This window comes from Ensifer sp. 38_S197 (assembly GCF_056924495.1).
In genome coordinates this window covers 1,760,788-1,779,122 of the sequence record NZ_JBXOVZ010000001.1, presented here as the reverse complement: position 1 = coordinate 1,779,122, position 18,335 = coordinate 1,760,788, and the positions used below count along the sequence as shown (strand labels likewise).

The following is an 18,335-nucleotide window of genomic DNA, read 5'->3' as shown; positions in this document are numbered from 1 at the left end:
TGGGTGAACACCGGCACATACCCGCAATCGCCGCAGAAGAAGACAAGGCCGGTCCTCAGGGGGCGGCCTTTCCGTTCAGTGCGCATTCACGCGCCCTCAAGACCCGGCGCCGATCCAGCTTTGGAGCCAGCCCTGTCGCCAGCATTATCGGGACTCCCATGTGCGACTTCAGCACTAACAATTAAGGAATACGACTGCTTTCCAAATTCTGTTGACAGTTCGCTTTTTCTCGCGCATTTTAGAAAGCAATAGTTTTCCTAATTTGGCAGGACGCGTTTCGCCCCGCCACACCGGGGAAAGGAACCGGCCATGAACCAGCATACGCCACTTGCCATTATCGACAGCCCCTCGCCGACCGCGGAAGCGATGCCGACCATCCGGCTCCCGCAGGAACTGCCTGCGAACCCGCCTGCCGTGACGCCGGCAGCGACCATGCGCGGAAAGCGGTTGATGCGTGGTCTGCTCTTTGCCTCCGTGGCCGTTGCCGCCCTCGCCGCCGCCGCCGATTACGGGTGGGGGTACTGGACGACTGGCCGCTTCCAGGTGTCGACCGACGACGCCTATGTGAAGGCCGACAGCACGACGATTGCACCGAAGGTTTCCGGCCACATCGCCGACGTGCTCGTCGCCGACAATGAGCGGGTAAAGGCGGGACAGATCCTCGCCCGCATCGATGATCGCGATTTCAAGGTCAGCCTCGAACAGGCCAGGGCTCAGGTCGAGGCTGCCGAAGCGAACATTGCCAACAAGCAGTCGGCCCTGGTGGCTCAGCAGTCCGCCATCGACGCGGCAAGGGCGACCGTCGAAGCGGACAAGGCCGACCAGACCTTCGCCGAGCAGGACGACAAGCGATACTCCGAGCTTGCCCGCCAAGGCTTTGGCACCATCCAGAATGCCCAGCAGGCCGCTTCGCGCATCACAGCCGCCCGGGCCGCCGTAACGCGCGACACGGCGACGCTTGCCAGTGCGACCAAGCAGCTTGACGTGATCAAGGCTGAGGTTCAGCAGGCGAAGGCGGCACTCGACAGCGCCAAGGCCGCCGAGGACCAAGCCGGTCTGAACCTTTCCTATACCGCGCTAACCGCTCCCATCGACGGCGTGATCGGGAACCGCACCCTGCGGGTCGGACAATACGTGCAGGCAGGCACGCAGCTCATGGCGGTGGTGCCGACGGACGCGGCCTATATCGTCGCCAACTACAAGGAAACCCAGCTCACCGACGTTTATCCGGGCCAGAAGGTGACGGTGGAAGTGGACACTTTCCCCGGAAAGGTCTTCGAGGGTCACGTCGACAGCATCTCGCCGGCGAGTGGTCAGGAATTTGCGTTGCTGCCGCCGGACAATGCGACCGGCAACTTCACGAAAGTGGTGCAGCGCATCCCGGTGAAGATCGTGCTGGATCACGGAAGCCCACTGTCGGTGACGCTTCGACCGGGCATGTCGGTTTACCCGACCATCGACACCAACCCCGCGGCAAGCGAAGTCGCGTCAACGTCGGCAACGGTTCACTAAAGCGCCCGTGTGTTCAGCGAACGCGCTCAGGTTACCCTGACATTTGAATCTCTTTCCGCTTTCAAGTGCTTCCACTTGAAAGCGGGATGCTCGAGGGGCGATTAGGCGCCCATCTCACCAGCCAGACAAGGCAGGAGGGTGTTATGTCCACCATTGCTGAAACGGTTGCGCCCGGCGCGCTGCCAGCCGCTGCAGTCCCATCGGAAAAAGCGAGTACGAGGGCATGGATCGCGGTGCTCGCCGGCCTGATCGGCGCCTTCATGGCGATCCTGAACATCCAGATCACCAATGCCTCCTTGCTCGATATCGAGGGCGGCATCGGCACGGGCGTCGATAACGGCGCCTGGATATCGACGTCCTACCTGATCGGCGAGATCGTGGTGATCCCGCTTACCGACTACTTGAGCCGCGTCTTCTCGTTCCGGCGCTATATCCTGGCAAATGCCATCCTATTCCCGATCTTTTCCGCGGCTTGCGCCTTCGCCCATGACCTCGGTTCGATGATCGTTCTGCGCGGTCTGCAGGGCTTTGCCGGCGGCGTGCTCATCCCCATGGCTTTCACCATGATCCTGACCCGTTTGCCCAAGGCGCAGCAGCCGTTCGGGCTGGCGCTCTTCGCCCTGTCCGTCACCTTTGCGCCGGCGATCGGCCCGACGATCGGCGGCTACCTCACCGAGAACTACGGCTGGCAGTCGATCTTCTTCGTCAACACGCCCCCAAGCATCGTCATGGTGGTTGCGCTCTATTTCACGCTTGAGAAGAAGCCGATGCAATTGTCACTGCTCAAGGAGGGCGACTGGGCCGGCATCGTCACCATGGCGATCGGGCTCTCGGCGCTGCAGACCGTGCTCGAGGAGGGCAACAAGGACGACTGGTTCCAGTCGCCCTTCATCGTCAAGCTCGCCCTCACCGCGGCTGTGTTTCTGACCGCCTTCGTCATCATCGAGTTCAGGGTCGGCAAGCCGCTGGTCCAGCTTCGCCTGCTCCGGCAGCGCAATTTTGGTGTCGGCGTCCTCGTCAACGTGCTGGTCGGCGTCGCACTGTTCGGCACCGTCTATATCCTGCCGCAGTATCTGGGTCAGGTGCAGCGCTACAATGCCGAACAGATCGGCTTCGTGCTCGCCTGGACCGGCTTGCCGCAGCTCCTCATCATTCCGCTCGTGCCGGCGCTGATGAAGCAATTCGACGCGCGCTATGTCGGCTTCGTTGGCATCAGCATCTTTGCGGCCAGTTGTTTCATGAACACAACGCTCTCGCTCGACAGCGCCGGCGACCAGTTCTTCGTGCCCAACATCGTGCGTGCCATCGGCCAGGCCCTCGTGCTGACGCCGATCACGGTAATCACGACCGCCGGCATAGCGCCTGGCGAGGCCGCCGCCGCCTCCGGTCTATCGAACATGCTGCGCAATCTCGGCGGTGCGGTTGGAACGGCCACGCTAGCGACCGTGTTGACCAAACGGGAGCAGTTCCATTCCAACATCATCGGCCAGTCCGTCACGCTGTCGCGCGATGAGGTCCGTGACCGGATCAGCGATCTGACCCATCACTTCATGACGCATGGCGTATCCGACGCCGCGGTTGCGCAACACAAGGCGATCGCCGTGATTGGCGCGACAGTTCGCCGGCAGGCGCTTATCCTGGGGTTCAGCGACACGTTCGCGGTGATCGGCACCGTGCTGGCGCTCGCTGCCATCACCCTGCTTTTCACCCGGAAGATCCGGCTCGGCGGCGCGGGTGCGGGTGGCGCCCATTGAGAGCTGCCCGCAGGATTGCGCAAGCCAGCGACCACGCCTCGGACCGGGTGTGTTCCGCCGATGCGGGCCGGAACCGGCCTACGCCTTGCCGGAGAGCGCAAGCACGCGGTCCAACGCCGCCGCAAAGCCTTTGAGCGACACCGAGAACGCGACGTCCTTTTCCGTATCGCTCGCAAAGGCACCGATTTTCAGCGTCGTTCCACTGCGCAGCAAGGCGACCGTGCCCTCGGTAAAGGTCAACGATACGATGCAGCCGATGGGCAGGCAGGTCCGGAATGGCGTCGGCTTGCTGCCGGTCGCCTCATCAACGCCAAGCGTGACGCCCTTTTCCAGATAGAGGCCGAAAGGAAGCGCGAGGCTCCCCTCCAGACCGGCCTTTTCGGCCGGCCGAAGCTCGAGTGTCAGCACATGCTGGCCACTCTCGTGAAACTGCCGCTGTGACAGAATGCAGCGCCTCTTACCCGCGACCTCGGCGCAGGCCACGCTCCAGTCCTCGTAGGTTTCGGCAAGCTTTGAGGGCGCGAAGGCTCTGCCAGCCGCCACGTCCTCGCCAAGGAGCGGCGTGGTGGCGACGAAAGTCGCCACCAGCATTGTCGAGAGCCAGACGAACCGGCGCATCAGAAGCGCACGTCAAGCTTGGCATCGACCGCATTCTGCGTCGTGCCGGAACCGAACTGGCCGGTGTAGGTGATGCCGAGGCTGGCATTGCCCGTCAGTGCGAAATCGATGCCGGCCTCGATGATCGCCGCATCTTCGGCGATCGGCGTACCGGCCACCGAGAAGGCACTGCCAGTGCCAAAGGCCATGGTTGAAAATGGCGTCGTGTCGCCGAAGGCGTGCTGCCAGCCGAGCATGCCGCGCAGCTTCGCATCGGTCGTGCCAAGGCTGAGCGGCGCAGAAGCACGCAGACCAAGCGTCGTGAAGGTCGTGTCGGTCGTGTTGCTCCTGCTCGAAAGCGCCGCCGCGGCTCCGCGCTCGGTGAAGCCGTCGGTGTGCAGGCTGACATAAGCGAGGTTGGCAAAGGGCTCGAGCGCGACTCTCGGCAGATCGATGCGGTAGCCGACTTCACCGAACGCCTGGAACGTTCCGGCATCGTAATCGGCCTTCAACTGATCGGTGAAACCGGGGAAGGCAACGGAGCGCGCGGTGTTGATCGAATGCCAGGTGTAGGCAAGGCCCGATCGCAGCGCGACATCGCCCCAGCGGCCGCCGCCATAGACACCGAGGTGGTAGTTGTCGCTGTCGCCGCTGGAGGCACGGCTGTCGACATCGAAGTTCGTCCGGCTGTAGCCGGCCATGATGCCGATCAACGCGTTGTCCGAGACCGCGGCATCGAAGCCGGTGACGAAACCGCCCGTCGACTGGTCAAGCGCGCCGGCGTTGCCGTTGCCGTCGGTGTTGGTCCAGGAGCCGAACACCTGGCCCCAGCCCACCATTGCCGGCGGTGCAACGGACGCCGCGTTGATCGCCCCGACGGCACCGGTCGTGATCTTGTCTTCCGGACCATAGGCCAGAACCGGGACATTCGCCGCTGCCACGTCGTCGAAGGCTGCGCGAATGCGGTCGTTCGCAGCGTTGCGCAACAGGCTGCTGTCGTTGATCAGCGCCGTCTGTGCCGAAGCATGGACTTCGCCGGACAAAAGGTCGAAGGCGCGACGCGCTGCATCGCCGTCCAGCAGGATCAGGGCATTGTAGAGCCCGAGCGAAGGGCCGCTCTGGCCGAGCGTGTTGAGGGCCAGCGCCGTCCGTCGCTGGTTGCCCGTGGCAGCTTCGCCTTCAAAGACACCGGGCTCGGGTTCGCCGGGTTTCGGTTCCCCCGGTTTCGGTTCCCCCGGTTTCGGCTCACCAGGTTTGGGTTCACCAGGCTTGGGTTCCCCCGGCTTTGGTTCCCCGGGCTTCGGTTCGCCGGGCTTGGGCTCCGTGCCCCCGTTCTTCACCTTGATCTTCAGGTCGACCTGCTTTTCCTTCTGGTCGAGCGACACTTCGAGGAAGGCGGATTTGGAGATCGCTTCGGCGAATTGCCCATCGATCGCCCGGTCCGCAGTCAGGATCGTATAGGTCTGCCCGGTCTTGTAGCTCGTGTTGGCGTCGAGTGCAGTGACCTGCACATTCGTACCGCTGCCGATCTTGGCGATACCGGTATTTTCGTTGTTGCCGATGCTCTTGACGACGATCCGGTCGGAGCGGCCGTCACCGGCAATATCGGCCTCGTAGACCGAACCGGTCGCCATATCCAGCCGGCCCATGACCGTCAGCGTGCCGGTGGAATTGTTGCCGGGCGAGATGACCGCCTTCGAGTCGATATAGGTGTTGCCGACTGTGCCGGAACCGCCGAGGCGTCCAAAGGCGGTCGAGTTCGGATTGCGGACGCGGTTCATCTCGCCGAATACGTTCACCTCATTGGTATAGAAACGATCGCCCTCGACCCGTCCTGTCGTGCCATCGACGATGAGCGTGCCATCGCTCACTTCGAAGCGGGTCTCGCTGTAGTAGAAGGGAGCGGTGCGCGGGTCGTTGTCGACCGTGTCAAGATTGCTCTTCAGCACCAGCTTGCCGCCGGAGACGTTCACCTTGCCGTGGAATTTGCTGAGATCGCCGCCGACGATGGTTTCGCCGGAGAAATTGGTGATCGTGCCCTTGCCGCCGATCGTGTTGGCAAACTCGTAACCAGCGTTCGTGTGGTTGAAATTGACGTAACCCCTTCGTGGGCCGAAATCGATCTTCGCCGCCGGATCGACCGTGCCCGCCGCCTGTGCCTGCCGAGCGACGGGTTCGGCGATATTGTTGAGGTCGACCTTGCCACCGATCGTCAGGCTGCCCATACCTTCGTTGTTGACGCCACCAATGCCGGAAAGCACGATGCCGCCGCCCGCCGAAAGCTTGCCGCCGTTTGCGACGGAAAGGTTGACCCTGCCGCTGTCGCCGATCGTCAGCTTGTCGGCGACCTTGAGCTCGCTGCCGGCGCCATCGATAACAGCCTGGATCGTGTCCGTGCTCTCATTCTCCTCGAGCACCGCGGTGTTGGTCGAGACCACGGCGCCCTTTTCGATCGTGAGGCTGTCGCCGATCGTGAATTCGCCGGTATTGACCCATCGCGAATTCTCGCCGGTCACCAGAACCGTGCCGTTCTCGAAGTAGGCCGTCCTGGAGTTGACGAGACCGCCGTTCTCGATCCTGACCGCGGCGGTGTTGAGTGTCAGCGCACCATCGGCGACACCCAGGTAATCGGTGGAAAGCATGGAGCCGGCACCGCGCACCACGAGCGTTCCGTCGCCCTCCTGCAGGGAACCGACATAGGTCTCCTTGGCAGAGACCTTGCCGCCGTTCTCGACGATCAGCGTGCCCTTGCCGCCATAGATGCCGTTTTCGAAACCGCCGATAAAGAGCGCGCGGTAGCCGTTCGGATTGGCATCAACGATATCCCAGGTGGACCCCGGACCGGAGACGACGACCGTGCCGACGGAGCCTCGGCTGTCGGCGATGTAGCCGTTGGTGCTTTCAACCTTGGCGCCGTCCTTGATCGTCAGCGTGGCGCCGGCCGGGCCGCCGCGGATCACGAGATTGCCGTTGATCGTATGGTCGCTGGACCAGGTCTCATCGTTTGGCACAAGCAGTCCGGCCGCCTTTGCCGGCGACGGGATGAACGGCGCGGCCGCCAGCATCATCGAGAGAAGACCGGCGCGGCCAAGCGCGGTCGAACTCAGAAGGTTGATCCTCGAAACGTCCGCCTTCGCACAGATAGTCAATGTCTGCCCCTTTTCCTTTGCATTCATGGGCGCACAACTCCCAGGCGAACGGGCTCGCCGGGAAAGCGCGGGTCATGGGCGGCTATAGCAAGCCGGCGAAAGGGGAGAATTCGGGTTTCTGCAAACGGCAAATTGCAGCGCTGAAGGGCTGTGGCTTTCTGCAAACGGCTTGAATTCGCCGACGAACGGCAATCGACATCGGCGCCCGCTTGAACCATAAAAATGGCATGAAACCAGAGGATGAGACCAAATCAGTGGACAACGGCGCCTATATCGAAAGCGTGCGGCGCGCGACGCTCTGGCTCGGGTTTCTCTACTGGTTTGTTGAATTCATCATCAGCAGCATCCTGTGGGGCATACTCGGCATTGATCCGATCATGTCGGCGCCGGGAAAGCTGCTCCTGATGATCTGCGGCATGACCTTTTCCTATGGCATCGCTGCGGCGATGTTCGGCGTGCGGCATCACCACATCGCAATCAAGATCGTCGTCGGCTTCGCCACCTCGCTCGTGGCCGCTTTTGCCAATACCGGCGTCGACTTCATGCTCTACCTTGTCATCGTGCGTCCCGATCCGATCGCGCCCGACTGGACCAGCATCGGATATACGCTCGTCTACAGCATGGCGACCTTCGTCGGCTGGTCGTTCTTCTTCGTCGCGCTGCTCTACAGCTTCGAGCTGCGCGAACGCGAGCGGCGCCTCGCGATCACGCGCGAGGAGGCGCTAGCGGCGCAAATGCGGGCGCTCCGCTACCAGGTCAATCCGCACTTCCTGTTCAACACGCTGAACTCCATCACCGGCCTGATCGAGGAAGGGCAGACCGTTGCCGCGACGCGCATGGTGATGTCGCTTTCAAACTTTCTGCGCACGACCCTGGAGCTCGATCCCCTGCACGACGTGCGGCTGGCGGATGAATTGGCCCTGCAGACCGGTTATCTCCACATCGAAGGCGAGCGGTATTCCGACCGGATGAAGCTCAGGATGGACATTGCCAGCGGCCTGGAAGAGGCGCTGGTGCCGAGCCTGATCCTGCAACCCCTGATCGAGAACGCGGTCAAACACGGCGTCGGCCGCTCGCCAGAACAGGTCGAGATCGTCATCAGTGCGGCCAAGGTCGGTCAGGCGCTCGAAATCACCGTCGAGAACGACATTGCCGCAGAGACCGACAATGGGCGGCGCCAGACCACCGGCACCGGGATCGGCCTCAAGAATGTCGCCGACCGGGTCCAGGCGCGTTTTCCGGGTGTCGGCGCCTGTGTATCCGGGTTCGTGACGCCCAGGCGTTTCAGAGCCGCAATTACAATGCCCCTGAGGCTTGCATGAACGAAATCCAGACAGTCTCCCTTTCGATCCTCATCATCGACGATGAGCCGCTTGCCAGACGCCGCCTGCTGCGCCTGCTCGGCGCGATGCCTGGCGTCGACGTGTTGGGAACAGCCGGCAATGTCCAGCAGGCCTGTGACCTTATCGCCGAGCTGCAGCCGGACGTGATCCTGCTTGATATCCAGATGCCTGGCGGCACCGGCTTCGACATCCTGGAGAAGCTGGGCAGCCATGCGCCCGCAGTCGTCTTCGTGACCGCCTTCGATCACTATGCGCTTCGCGCCTTCGAGGCAGCCGCCGTCGACTATGTCACCAAGCCGATCGAGGCGAACCGCCTGCGCACCGCAATCGAGCGGGCGCGCGTGGCGATTGCGGCACGAACGAGCACCGAACGTGTGTTGGAACTCAATGAAACCGTGCAGGCGCTGCGCCAAGCCCTGCGCAAACACGAAACCCAGTCGTCCGATCTCTGGATCAAGTCCCGCGGAGAATTCGTTCGTATCGCGCTTGACCGGGTCGTGCGTTTCCAGGCGGAGCGCGACTATGTCCGCATTCATATCGAAGGCCGGTCCTATCTGCATCACGAAAGCCTCGCATCGCTCGAACGCCGGCTCGACCCGGCCGAGTTTCTGAGGCTTCACCGCAGTTCGATCGTGCGCCGCGACTGCATCGTCGGGCTCAAGCAGGCCCCCTTTGCTGCCCTTATCGCCCTGCTCTCCGATGGCAGCGAAATCCGCGTAGGGCGAACCTATGCGCGCCAAATCCGGCCGACCACCGCCGAGCGCCCACAAGCGGGCTGACGGCCGAGGCCAGGGCGCTGGACATACGAAATACCAACCGCTTGAAGCGCCGCGAGCAGAAGGATCGCGACGCGCTTAGCGCAAAACTGCGCGCAGCCGTGGCACCGCAAAATCCACGAAGGCCCTGAGCTTCATCGGCACCAGGCCCTGCGGCAGATAGACCAGCTGGACCGGAAGCGGCGGATGTTCGAACACCTCCAGCAAGGGAACAAGCAACCCCTCAGCGACGGGACGCGCCACCTGATAGGAAAGCACCCGCGTCAGGCCGAGGCCGGCGATGGCGGCATCGACGGCCGATTCCGCCGTGTTGACGATCAACCGCGACCGGATCGGCGCCGCCAGTTCGCGCCCATCGTCGAGAAAGCGCCAGACATGGGCGGCGGTGACGTTTTCGAAGGTGATGCAGTCATGCTCGGCGAGTTCGTTCGGATGCTGGGGCGCGCCGAGCCGCGCGACATAGTCGGGGCTCGCATAGACCACGCGGCGGACTGTACCGAGCTTGGTCGCAACCAGGTTGCTGTCGGGAAGATTGCCGATCCGAAGCGCCACGTCGATGTGGTCGTCAACGAGATTGGCAAACCGGTCACTCAGCGCCAGCCGCGTGTCGATCTGGGGATGAGCCTTCAGGAAGTCCACGACGACCGGAAGGACGTGCAGGCGGCCGAAGACGATCGGAGCAGAGATCGTCAGGTCGCCCTTGACCGCGCTGTATTCGCCGGCGGCCACTCTTTCCGCCTCTTCGACGCGCGCCAGGATCTCCTTGGCCGCTTCCACATAGGAGCGGCCGGTTTCCGTCAGAAGGACTTTGCGGTTCGTCCGGGTGATAAGCTGGGCGCCAAGATGCGCCTCGAGTTCCGAAACTTTCCGGCTGACGGTGGCAAGCGGCACCTTGAGCTGCCGCGAGGCGGCCGACAGGCTGCCGTTCTCGATGACGGCAAGCAGAACGCCCATGGCGTCGAGACGGTCCATTCTTTCCTTCCAAAAAATGAGAATCGGACTACCGAATATCCATTCTACTGCCAAAAATTGGAAAGTCATAGATTGCTGTCGAAGGCGGTTCATCCCGGACCGCCGGAGGGCCGCGACGGTTCTCACGCTCTTCGAGGACATCTCCCATGAAACTCTACCGCCATCCGCTGTCCGGCCATTCACACCGTGCGCAGCTCTTTCTATCGCTGCTCGGCGTACCGCACGAACTGATCGACGTCGATCTCAAGGCCCGGGCGCACAAGGAGCCGGAGTTCCTGAAGCTCAACCCGTTCGGACAGGTTCCGGTCCTCGATGACGACGGCACCGTCGTTGCGGACTCCAACGCCATCCTCGTCTATCTCGCCAAGAAGCTCGGCCGCATCGACTGGCTCCCGGAAGATCCAGCTTTGGCCGCCAAGGTGCAGAAGTGGCTTTCGGTTGCCGCAGGCGATATCGCCTTCGGTCCGGCGGCAGCCCGGCTCGTCACCGTGTTCGGCGCCAATCTGCGGGCGGAAGAGGCGATTGCCCGGGCGCATCGCGTGCTGGCACAGATTGATGCTGAACTGACCGGCCGCGACTTTCTGCTCGGCGCCCGGCCGACCATCGCCGACGTCTCGCTCTATAGCTACGTTTCCGCCGCGCCCGAGGGCAACGTCGATCTCTCCGACTACGCCCAGGTCCGGGCCTGGCTTGCCCGCATCGAGCGCCTGCCCGGCTTCGTCGGCTTCCAGAAGACGGCTGTCGGCCTCGCCGCCTGACGAACCGGGCCGGGGCAGCCACCTTGCCCCGGGCCTCCCCCCCAACGAGGTTTCAGATCATGCCGGACAATGCACAACAGAAGCGGCCGGACTCTCCCTGGCACGAAGGCGAACTTGCCATCCAGCGCAGCCTCGGCGTCGTCGAGCGCATGGACGCAACGGGGCGGAACTTCGTGCGCAGCTTCATGCCCGAGCAGCACCAGCAGTTCTTCCGCATGTTGCCATTCGCCGTCTTCGGCGCGGTCGACGCAAAAGGTGACGTCTGGGCGACGATGCGCGCCGCAGCCCCCGGCTTCATGCAGGCCCCCGATGCCTTGAACCTCGACGTGCGGCTGCCGCGCGAACCCGATGATCCTGCCGACGCCGGCATGGATGACGCCCATTCGATCGGCATGCTCGGCATCCAGCTCGAAACCCGGCGCCGCAACCGGCTGAACGGCGCGATCCTGCGTGAGGGCGACGACGGGTTCACCATTCGTGTGCGCCAGAGTTTCGGCAACTGCCCGCAATATATCCAGCTCCGGCAGTTCTCCTTTTCCCGTGCCCCGCACGAACCGGCATCGAAGCGGCCGGTCAGCTACACGGCTCTCGACGAGCGCGCCCGGGCGATCATCGCCAATGCTGATACCTTTTTCGTCGCCTCCTATGTCGACCGCGATACCGGCGAGCGGCAGGTCGATGTCTCCCATCGCGGCGGAAGGGCCGGTTTCGTTGAGATCGGCGACGATGACGTTCTCACGATCCCCGACTTCTCGGGCAACCTGTTCTTCAACACGCTCGGCAACTTTATGGTCAATCCGCGCGCCGGTCTGCTGTTCGTCGACTTTGCGACCGGCGACATGCTGCAGCTGACCGGCAGCGCCGAGGTCATCCTGTCTTCGCCCGAGGTCGCCGCCTTCCAGGGTGCCGAACGCCTGTGGCGCTTCCGGCCCGAACACGTGGTCTATCGCCAGGATGGCCTGCCGCTTCGCTGGGCTTTCGAGGATGGTGGATGGTCCCCTAGTCTGCAGACGACAGGCAACTGGGAGCAAGCGAAGGCACGCCTGCAGGCCGCAACCCTGGCCGAAAAGTGGCGGCCGTTCCGGGTGGCACGCGTTGAAGAGGAAAGCGCGACGATCCGCTCGCTCTACCTCGCACCGGACGATGGCGTCGGCCTCATGGCCCACCGGGCTGGCCAGCACCTGCCGATCCGGGTGCGGACGGACGCGAACGGCAAGCCACTTGTGCGAAGCTACACGCTCTCCTCCGCCCCGACCGATGCGCTCTATCGCATCAGCGTCAAGAGGGACGGCACCGTTTCACGGCAACTGCATGGGCTGAAACCCGGCGACCGGATCGAAGCGCGTGCGCCAGCCGGCAGCTTCACGATCGATGGCACCGAGCGGCGGCCGGCGGTGCTGATCGGCGCCGGCGTCGGCATCACGCCGATGGTGGCTATGCTCCAGCACATCGTCCACGAGGGTCGCCGCAAGCGCCGCACACGTCCGACCTGGCTTTTCCAGGCCGCCCGCTCCTTGGAGGAACGTGCCTTCGACCGGGAAATCGCCGCTCTCGTCGAGGAAGGCCAAGGCAACATTCGCCTCGTGCGCGCCCTCAGCCAACCGGCGGGTGCGACTGAAGGCCAGGACTATGACGTTAGTGGCCGGATCGATCTCACTCATTTGAAAGCCACCCTGCCCTTCGACGACTACGACTTCTATCTTTGCGGCCCGGCGGCCTTCACGCAGTCCCTCTATGATGGTCTGCGCGCGCTCAATGTGGCCGACGCCCGCATCCATGCGGAAGCCTTTGGGCTGTCGTCGCTGACACGGCGGCCGGATGGCGGTGCTGCGCCGACCATCGCACCGCCGGCAAGCGTTCCCGTCCACGTCGTCTTTGCGAAATCCGCCAAGGAGGCCCGCTGGCAACCGGGCGACGGCAACCTGCTCGATCTCGCCGAAGCCCGCGGGCTGACGCCCGAATTCGGCTGCCGCAACGGCAGTTGCGGATCCTGCAGGACGCCGGTGCTTGAAGGGAAAGTGACATATCCGTCCGAGCCCTCCTTCCCGGTGGCAGAGGACGAAGCGCTGATCTGCTGCGCCGTTCCGGCGGAAGACGAGGAACGCAAGCTGCATCTTTCGCTCTAAGCCATGCATCGGCTATTGATGAGTCTCATCAGCAGCCAAGCGGGATGCAGCATGAACGATCAACAGATCCGCGATATCGTCCTCTGGCTTTCCGAGCAGGGCCTCAAAGGGCTGGATGAGTCGGAGCTGTTCGCCGGCTTCTGCGAACAGTGCCGCGCAGCCGGCGTCGATCTTTCCCGCGCGCTCGGGCTGATCGACACGCTACATCCGGAGTTCGAGGGCCGCGCCTTCCAATGGAACGATGAAAGCGACGTGACGCCGGAGGTCATCCAGTACGGCTCGACCAGCAGCGGCGACGCTCTCACGAACTGGCAGAATTCCATCTTCTACCACATGCTCAACGATCATGAGTTCGAACGGCGTATCCGCCTAGCGGCCGAAAAAACCGTCAGCTTCACGATGCTGAGAGACCTCAAGGAGCAGGGGCATACCGACTGCGTCAGCATGATCCACCATTTCACCGACCAGGGCCGTGTCGGCGGAATGGACTGCTTCTATTCCTATTGGACGACCCGCAAGCCATCCGGTTTCAAAGAGGAAGAGCTCGCCGCGCTCCGGGTGCTGCTGCCGACCCTGGCGCTCGCGGTAAAGGCCGGCTCCTGCATGCGCATCATCAGCACGCTTGCCGACGTCTATCTCGGTGCCGACGCCGGCAAACGCGTGGTCGAGGGAAGCATCGCCCGCGGCTCGGCCGTGCGCATCGAAACGGTCATGTGGTTTTCGGACCTCAGGAGCTACACCCGCATCTCGGACACCTCTTCGCCCGACCAGATCATCCCACTGCTCAACGATTATTCGGGGACGGTGATCACTGCCATTCACGACCATGGCGGCTGCGTGCTGAAGCTCATCGGTGATGGTGTGCTTGCGATCTTCAATGCCGACGATCCGGCAACCGCCTGCGCCAACGCTATCGCCGCCGAGCGGCAGCTCCGCCGCATGCTCGCCGAGCTCAACACGAGCCGGCAAGCGGAGGGCAAGCCGACGACCGACGTCTATCTCGGCCTCCATATCGGCGAGGTATTCTACGGCAATATCGGCAGCCAGACCCGGCTCGATTTCACCGTCGTCGGTCCGGCCGTCAACGAAGTCAGCCGCATTTCATCCATGTGCCGTTCAGTCGAGCGGCACATGATCATGTCTTCTGATTTCGTCGAGGCCTGCCCGCCGGAACATCAAGTCCATGCGGTGTCGCTGGGGCGTTTCGCGCTGCGCGGCATCGCCCGGGCAAAGGAGCTGTTCACCTGGGATCCGGAACTGCCGGCGAACTGAAAAAGCGCGCCGTTACTGGCTCATCACGCCCTGAGAGACGCGCGAGAGGTGGCGAAACTGCAGCTCGGCTTGAACCTCACCCTGGAAGTCCATCACCTGCCGGCGCGCTTCGTCTTCCGAGCAGCCGCAGGCAAGAAGTTCGTCGGCAAGGGCGCGGCACCGGCGGCGCCAGAATTGCAAAGCTTCGGCGCCATGCAGATCTTCAAGTTCGACGGCAGCGGTGCGGATGGCGGTCAATCTCCTTGCCACCGGAAACGGAACGATCGTGCTCGCATCGGATTCCGTGGCTTTCACTGATTGCTTGCCTGCCATCTTCTCATTTGCCCCCTGGAGCTTCCTGCGTTAACGCGAACGCATGAAGACGCCCTACGCTTGTCGATATCGAGCACCTCACGCGCCGGCGGTGTCCCCAACCGCAGGCGAAGCACTCTGGTGATTCCTGTTCTACGAAGCTTATGGTTAACGTTTCCTTCCCGCCGCCGCCGCCAGATGCGGATTGACCGTTTGCGGGACCGAAGATGCGGCCTCGTCAAACCCGCGACACGGTCTTCCGCTTTTCTGGGTTGGTTTCCGACATAAAACATGACATTGGAATTCATATTTCTGTCGACCACCCTCGGTCGCTGCCCCCAGTGAGTGCACCTGCATGTTGAAGCGTTTCTTCGCGTTTTACCGCCCCTATCGCGGCTTGTTCATGCTCGACTTTTCCTGTGCCGTGCTTTCCGGCCTGCTCGAGCTCGGCTTCCCGATCGCAGTGAAGCTGTTCGTCGACCAGCTTTTGCCGAGTCAGGAATGGACCCTGATCCTGTTGTCCTCGGCCGGACTGCTGCTCGTCTATCTGCTCAACACCGGCCTGATGGCGACGGTCACCTATTGGGGCCACATGCTTGGCATCAACATCGAGACGGACATGCGACGGATGGCCTTCGACCATTTGCAGAAGCTCTCCTTCTCGTTCTTTGACAACCAGAAGACCGGACATCTGGTCGGGCGCCTGACGAAGGACCTCGAGGAGATCGGCGAAGTCGCCCACCACGGGCCTGAAGACCTGTTCATTGCGATCATGACCTTCATCGGCGCACTCTTGCTGATGCTGATGGTGCATTGGCAGCTCGCACTGATCACGGCTGCCGTCGTGCCGATGACGGCCTGGGTTACCGGCCGCTACGGCGGGCGGATGACCCGGAACTTCCGCAGCCTTTACGGCCGGGTGGGCGATTTCAACGCCCGCATCGAGGAGAATGTCGGGGGAATACGGGTGGTGCAGGCCTTCGCCAACGAAGCGCATGAGCGCAGCCTCTTCGAGACCGACAACCAGAACTATCGCCGCACCAAGCTCGAAGCCTATCGCATCATGGCCGCCAGCACGTCGCTCAGCTACATGAGCATGCGGCTGACGCAGCTGATCGTCATGATCACCGGCTGCTACTTCGTGCTGATCGGCGAGCTGACGAATGGCGGCTTCGTCAGCTTCCTGCTTCTGGTCGGCGTGTTCTTCCGCCCCGTCGAGAAGATCAACTCAGTCATCGAAACCTATCCGAAGGGTATTGCCGGCTTCAAACGCTTCCTCGAACTCATGGAGACCGAACCGGATATCGAGGACCGGCCGGGTGCTGCCGACGTCGCCGGCCTCAAGGGTGACATCACCTATAGCGGCGTCTCGTTCGGCTACAGCGCCGAGAAGCCGATCATCCAGAACATCGACCTGATGATCCATGCCGGCGAGACGATCGCGTTCGTCGGTCCCTCGGGCGCCGGCAAGACGACGATCTGCTCGCTGCTACCACGCTTCTACGAGGTCAGCGAAGGCTCGATCACCATCGACGGCACGGATATCCGCGACATCACGCTTTCCTCGCTGCGCGGCCAGATCGGTATCGTCCAGCAGGACGTCTTCCTCTTCGCCGGCACCATTCGCGACAACATCGCCTATGGCCGGCTCGGCGCCAGTGAAGCCGATATCCTGGATGCCGCTCGGCGGGCCAAGCTCGACGGCACGATCCAGGCTTTGCCGGACGGCATGGACACGGTGATCGGCGAGCGTGGCGTCAAGCTTTCCGGCGGGCAGAAGCAGAGGCTGGCGATCGCCCGCATGTTTCTGAAGAACCCGGCAATCCTCATCCTCGACGAGGCGACCTCGGCGCTCGACACCGAAACGGAAAGGGCGATCCAGCAGTCGCTGGCCGAGCTTTCCAAGGGCAGGACGACACTGATCATCGCGCACCGGCTGGCAACGATCCGCGATGCCGATCGTATCGTTGTGGTCGACGGCAGCGGCATTCGCGAACAGGGCCCCCACGAGACACTGCTCGCTGCCAAAGGCGCCTATAGCCGCCTCTATCACGCCCAGGCAGCTGCCGTCTGACGATGGCCGCGGCAGCGTAGGCATTGCATGCGGATGGAGGGGGCGATACGAACGGAACATAAATGTCCCTCCCCTCCGTCCGCCAGATCCTAAGCGCCATGAACACTCCCGATCTTTCCGTCCTTGAACGCGCCATAGCAGCCTTGCCGCAGCACTATCCCGGACCGGGCGGCGTTGCCGGTGTGGTGAGAGATGGCGAGGTCCTCTTTCGCCACACCTGGGGCTATGCCGACCTGACCGCCCGCAAACCGATGACGATGGCGACGCGGATTCCGATCTGCTCGATCACCAAGCAGCTGACCTGCGCGGTGCTGCTCGATGCGGTTGGTCGTCCGGAGAAGCTCGACCCTGCGCTCGACGCCTACCTCCCCTTGCTCGAAGGCAAGCGCCCGACCGCTGCCCATCTCTGCCACAACCAGTCCGGACTTCGCGACTACTGGGCATTGACGGTGCTTGAGGGCGCCAGCCACGATGGTGTCTTCCGCCGTGAGGATGCACGCCCGCTGCTGTCCAAGGCACGCTCGACGCACTTCGAGCCCGGCACCCGCTATTCCTACTCCAATGGCAATTTCCGCATTCTCGCCGACCTGATCGAAGAGCACACCGGCCGCTCGATGGCGGAACTCTATCAGCGCTCCGTGTTTGGTCCCGCGGCCATGCAGACCGCCGCCTTGACCCCGGATACCAGCCTGCCGCCGGACGGTATCGTCGGCTACGAGGGCAACGAGGCGATCGGCTATTTCGAGGCGCTCAATCGCATCTACTGGGCGGGCGACGCCGGTGTTTCCGCCTCGCTCGACGACATGCTCGCCTGGGAGTGCTTCATCGACAGGACGCGTGACGATGAGGACGGGCTCTATCGCCGCCTTTCTGCGCCGCAGACCTATGCGGATGGCCGCCCGGCACCATACGGCTTCGGCCTCGCACAGGAAATGATCGGCGATGTCGCGATCAGCGGCCACGGCGGCGCGCTCCGCGGTTTCCGCTGCCGCAGGCTCTACGCGCCGGCCGAGCGTCTCTCCGTCGTGGTGATGTTCAATCACGAAGGCGATGCCCATGCGGCTGCAACGACGCTGATGAAGATCGCTCTCGGCCACGAGGATACCGAGACCGCGTCCGGAAGCTGGGACGCGCGGAGCACCGGAAGCTACTTGGATCCGGAAACGGGCCTCGCCCTTGTCGCCAGGCCGACGGCATCGTCCCGCATCGAACTGCGGTTCGCGACCTCGCCCGAAACGCTTTCCGTCAGTGCCGACGGCAGCGCCCGCTCGGCGGCGGTGACCCTGATCGCGCAAGGCGCCGCGCTTCGCATGGAACGGCCCCGCGAAAATTTGACGGTGAATGCCGAACGCATTTCCGGCACGGCGATCACCGATATCGCCGGCCGCTACCATTCGGCTGAACTCGACGCCCATCTCGACATCGTCTCCACCAATGGTGTCTTCTACGGCGGCTTCGACGGTGCGCTCGGCACCGGAGCAATGGATGCCATGCGACCGCTGGCCGAAGACGTCTGGCTCCTTCGCTGCAAGCGCTCGATGGATGCACCGGCACCGGGAGACTGGACCGTGCTTGTCCGACGCGACGCGCAAGGCAAGGTGGCTGGCCTCACCATCGGCTGCTGGCTCGCCCGGCGGATCGATTACACGAAGATCGGCTGAGGCCGTGATCGAGGCACCGGATATGTTAAGCAGAGGCGCGGCAACGGGCC

Annotated in this window: 13 protein-coding genes; 9 read left to right on the top strand and 4 right to left on the bottom strand. The window is 63.2% G+C overall.

Annotated features, from left to right (window positions below; all coding sequences use genetic code 11):
• Positions 1–309: 309 nt before the first annotated feature.
• Both AC1Z3V_RS08275 and AC1Z3V_RS08270 read left to right on the top strand, forming a co-directional pair.
• A complete protein-coding gene (locus AC1Z3V_RS08275) occupies positions 310–1,512 on the top strand; it encodes an HlyD family secretion protein (RefSeq protein WP_483498268.1) in 1,203 nt (400 codons plus the stop codon).
• 143 nt (positions 1,513–1,655) lie between these two features.
• On the top strand, positions 1,656–3,266 hold the full coding sequence (locus tag AC1Z3V_RS08270; protein ID WP_483498267.1) for an MDR family MFS transporter: 1,611 nt from the start codon (positions 1,656–1,658) through the stop codon (positions 3,264–3,266).
• 78 nt (positions 3,267–3,344) lie between these two features.
• Here AC1Z3V_RS08270 and AC1Z3V_RS08265 read toward each other — a convergent pair whose 3' ends face one another.
• Entirely contained in the window at positions 3,345–3,884 is a 540-nt protein-coding gene (locus AC1Z3V_RS08265; protein ID WP_483498266.1) for an invasion associated locus B family protein, read from the bottom strand.
• Positions 3,884–7,039, bottom strand: a complete 3,156-nt coding sequence (locus AC1Z3V_RS08260) for an autotransporter family protein (RefSeq protein ID WP_483498265.1) — start codon at positions 7,037–7,039, stop codon at positions 3,884–3,886. The genes AC1Z3V_RS08265 and AC1Z3V_RS08260 overlap by 1 nt, the downstream gene beginning before the upstream one ends.
• 200 nt (positions 7,040–7,239) lie before the next feature.
• On the opposite strand from AC1Z3V_RS08260, the gene AC1Z3V_RS08255 reads away from it, so the two are divergent.
• Both AC1Z3V_RS08255 and AC1Z3V_RS08250 read left to right on the top strand, forming a co-directional pair.
• Positions 7,240–8,334 carry a sensor histidine kinase gene (locus AC1Z3V_RS08255; RefSeq protein WP_483498264.1) on the top strand — a complete coding sequence of 365 codons (1,095 nt, stop codon included), beginning with the start codon at positions 7,240–7,242 and terminating at the stop codon, positions 8,332–8,334.
• On the top strand, positions 8,331–9,134 hold the full coding sequence (locus AC1Z3V_RS08250) for a LytR/AlgR family response regulator transcription factor (protein ID WP_483498263.1): 804 nt from the start codon (positions 8,331–8,333) through the stop codon (positions 9,132–9,134). Before AC1Z3V_RS08255 ends, AC1Z3V_RS08250 begins: the two co-directional genes overlap by 4 nt.
• A 75-nt stretch (positions 9,135–9,209) precedes the next feature.
• Here AC1Z3V_RS08250 and AC1Z3V_RS08245 read toward each other — a convergent pair whose 3' ends face one another.
• Positions 9,210–10,103 (bottom strand): LysR family transcriptional regulator, encoded by an 894-nt coding sequence (locus AC1Z3V_RS08245; RefSeq protein ID WP_483498262.1) that lies wholly within the window; start codon positions 10,101–10,103, stop codon positions 9,210–9,212.
• 146 nt (positions 10,104–10,249) lie between these two features.
• Between AC1Z3V_RS08245 and AC1Z3V_RS08240 the strand changes: the two genes are divergently transcribed.
• Genes AC1Z3V_RS08240 through AC1Z3V_RS08230 form a run of 3 tightly spaced genes read left to right on the top strand, consistent with a single transcriptional unit; the run spans position 10,250 to position 14,259 of the window.
• Positions 10,250–10,861 (top strand): glutathione S-transferase family protein, encoded by a 612-nt coding sequence (locus AC1Z3V_RS08240; RefSeq protein ID WP_429809461.1) that lies wholly within the window; start codon positions 10,250–10,252, stop codon positions 10,859–10,861.
• A 59-nt stretch (positions 10,862–10,920) separates the two neighbouring features.
• Complete coding sequence (locus tag AC1Z3V_RS08235; protein ID WP_483498261.1) at positions 10,921–12,987, top strand: 2Fe-2S iron-sulfur cluster-binding protein; 2,067 nt, start codon at positions 10,921–10,923, stop codon at positions 12,985–12,987.
• Between the two features lie 51 nt (positions 12,988–13,038).
• Positions 13,039–14,259, top strand: a complete 1,221-nt coding sequence (locus AC1Z3V_RS08230; protein WP_483498260.1) for an adenylate/guanylate cyclase domain-containing protein — start codon at positions 13,039–13,041, stop codon at positions 14,257–14,259.
• A gap of 12 nt (positions 14,260–14,271) precedes the next feature.
• Here AC1Z3V_RS08230 and AC1Z3V_RS08225 read toward each other — a convergent pair whose 3' ends face one another.
• The gene (locus AC1Z3V_RS08225; RefSeq protein WP_334197669.1) at positions 14,272–14,553 is read right to left on the bottom strand and encodes a DUF6074 family protein; all 282 of its coding nucleotides are present in this window, start codon (positions 14,551–14,553) and stop codon (positions 14,272–14,274) included.
• 352 nt (positions 14,554–14,905) lie between these two features.
• Here AC1Z3V_RS08225 and AC1Z3V_RS08220 point away from each other — a divergent pair, with 352 nt between their 5' ends.
• Together AC1Z3V_RS08220 and AC1Z3V_RS08215 are read left to right on the top strand one after the other, a co-directional pair.
• The gene (locus AC1Z3V_RS08220) at positions 14,906–16,624 is read left to right on the top strand and encodes an ABC transporter ATP-binding protein (protein ID WP_483498259.1); all 1,719 of its coding nucleotides are present in this window, start codon (positions 14,906–14,908) and stop codon (positions 16,622–16,624) included.
• Positions 16,625–16,722: 98 nt separating this feature from the next.
• On the top strand, positions 16,723–18,285 hold the full coding sequence (locus AC1Z3V_RS08215) for a D-aminopeptidase (protein WP_483499599.1): 1,563 nt from the start codon (positions 16,723–16,725) through the stop codon (positions 18,283–18,285).
• Positions 18,286–18,335 lie beyond the last annotated feature (50 nt).

Excerpts from the sequence above, each read along its gene's own strand:
- AC1Z3V_RS08230 (WP_483498260.1), top strand. The coding sequence starts at position 13,039 with ATGAACGATCAACAGATCCGCGATATCGTCCTCTGGCTTTCCGAGCAG.
- AC1Z3V_RS08275 (WP_483498268.1), top strand. The coding sequence starts at position 310 with ATGAACCAGCATACGCCACTTGCCATTATCGACAGCCCCTCGCCGACC.
- AC1Z3V_RS08220 (WP_483498259.1), top strand. The coding sequence starts at position 14,906 with ATGTTGAAGCGTTTCTTCGCGTTTTACCGCCCCTATCGCGGCTTGTTC.
- AC1Z3V_RS08270 (WP_483498267.1), top strand. The coding sequence starts at position 1,656 with ATGTCCACCATTGCTGAAACGGTTGCGCCCGGCGCGCTGCCAGCCGCT.
- AC1Z3V_RS08260 (WP_483498265.1), bottom strand. The coding sequence starts at position 7,039 with ATGAATGCAAAGGAAAAGGGGCAGACATTGACTATCTGTGCGAAGGCG.
- AC1Z3V_RS08255 (WP_483498264.1), top strand. The coding sequence starts at position 7,240 with ATGAAACCAGAGGATGAGACCAAATCAGTGGACAACGGCGCCTATATC.
- AC1Z3V_RS08245 (WP_483498262.1), bottom strand. The coding sequence starts at position 10,103 with ATGGACCGTCTCGACGCCATGGGCGTTCTGCTTGCCGTCATCGAGAAC.
- AC1Z3V_RS08215 (WP_483499599.1), top strand. The coding sequence starts at position 16,723 with ATGAACACTCCCGATCTTTCCGTCCTTGAACGCGCCATAGCAGCCTTG.
- AC1Z3V_RS08250 (WP_483498263.1), top strand. The coding sequence starts at position 8,331 with ATGAACGAAATCCAGACAGTCTCCCTTTCGATCCTCATCATCGACGAT.
- AC1Z3V_RS08240 (WP_429809461.1), top strand. The coding sequence starts at position 10,250 with ATGAAACTCTACCGCCATCCGCTGTCCGGCCATTCACACCGTGCGCAG.
- AC1Z3V_RS08265 (WP_483498266.1), bottom strand. The coding sequence starts at position 3,884 with ATGCGCCGGTTCGTCTGGCTCTCGACAATGCTGGTGGCGACTTTCGTC.
- AC1Z3V_RS08235 (WP_483498261.1), top strand. The coding sequence starts at position 10,921 with ATGCCGGACAATGCACAACAGAAGCGGCCGGACTCTCCCTGGCACGAA.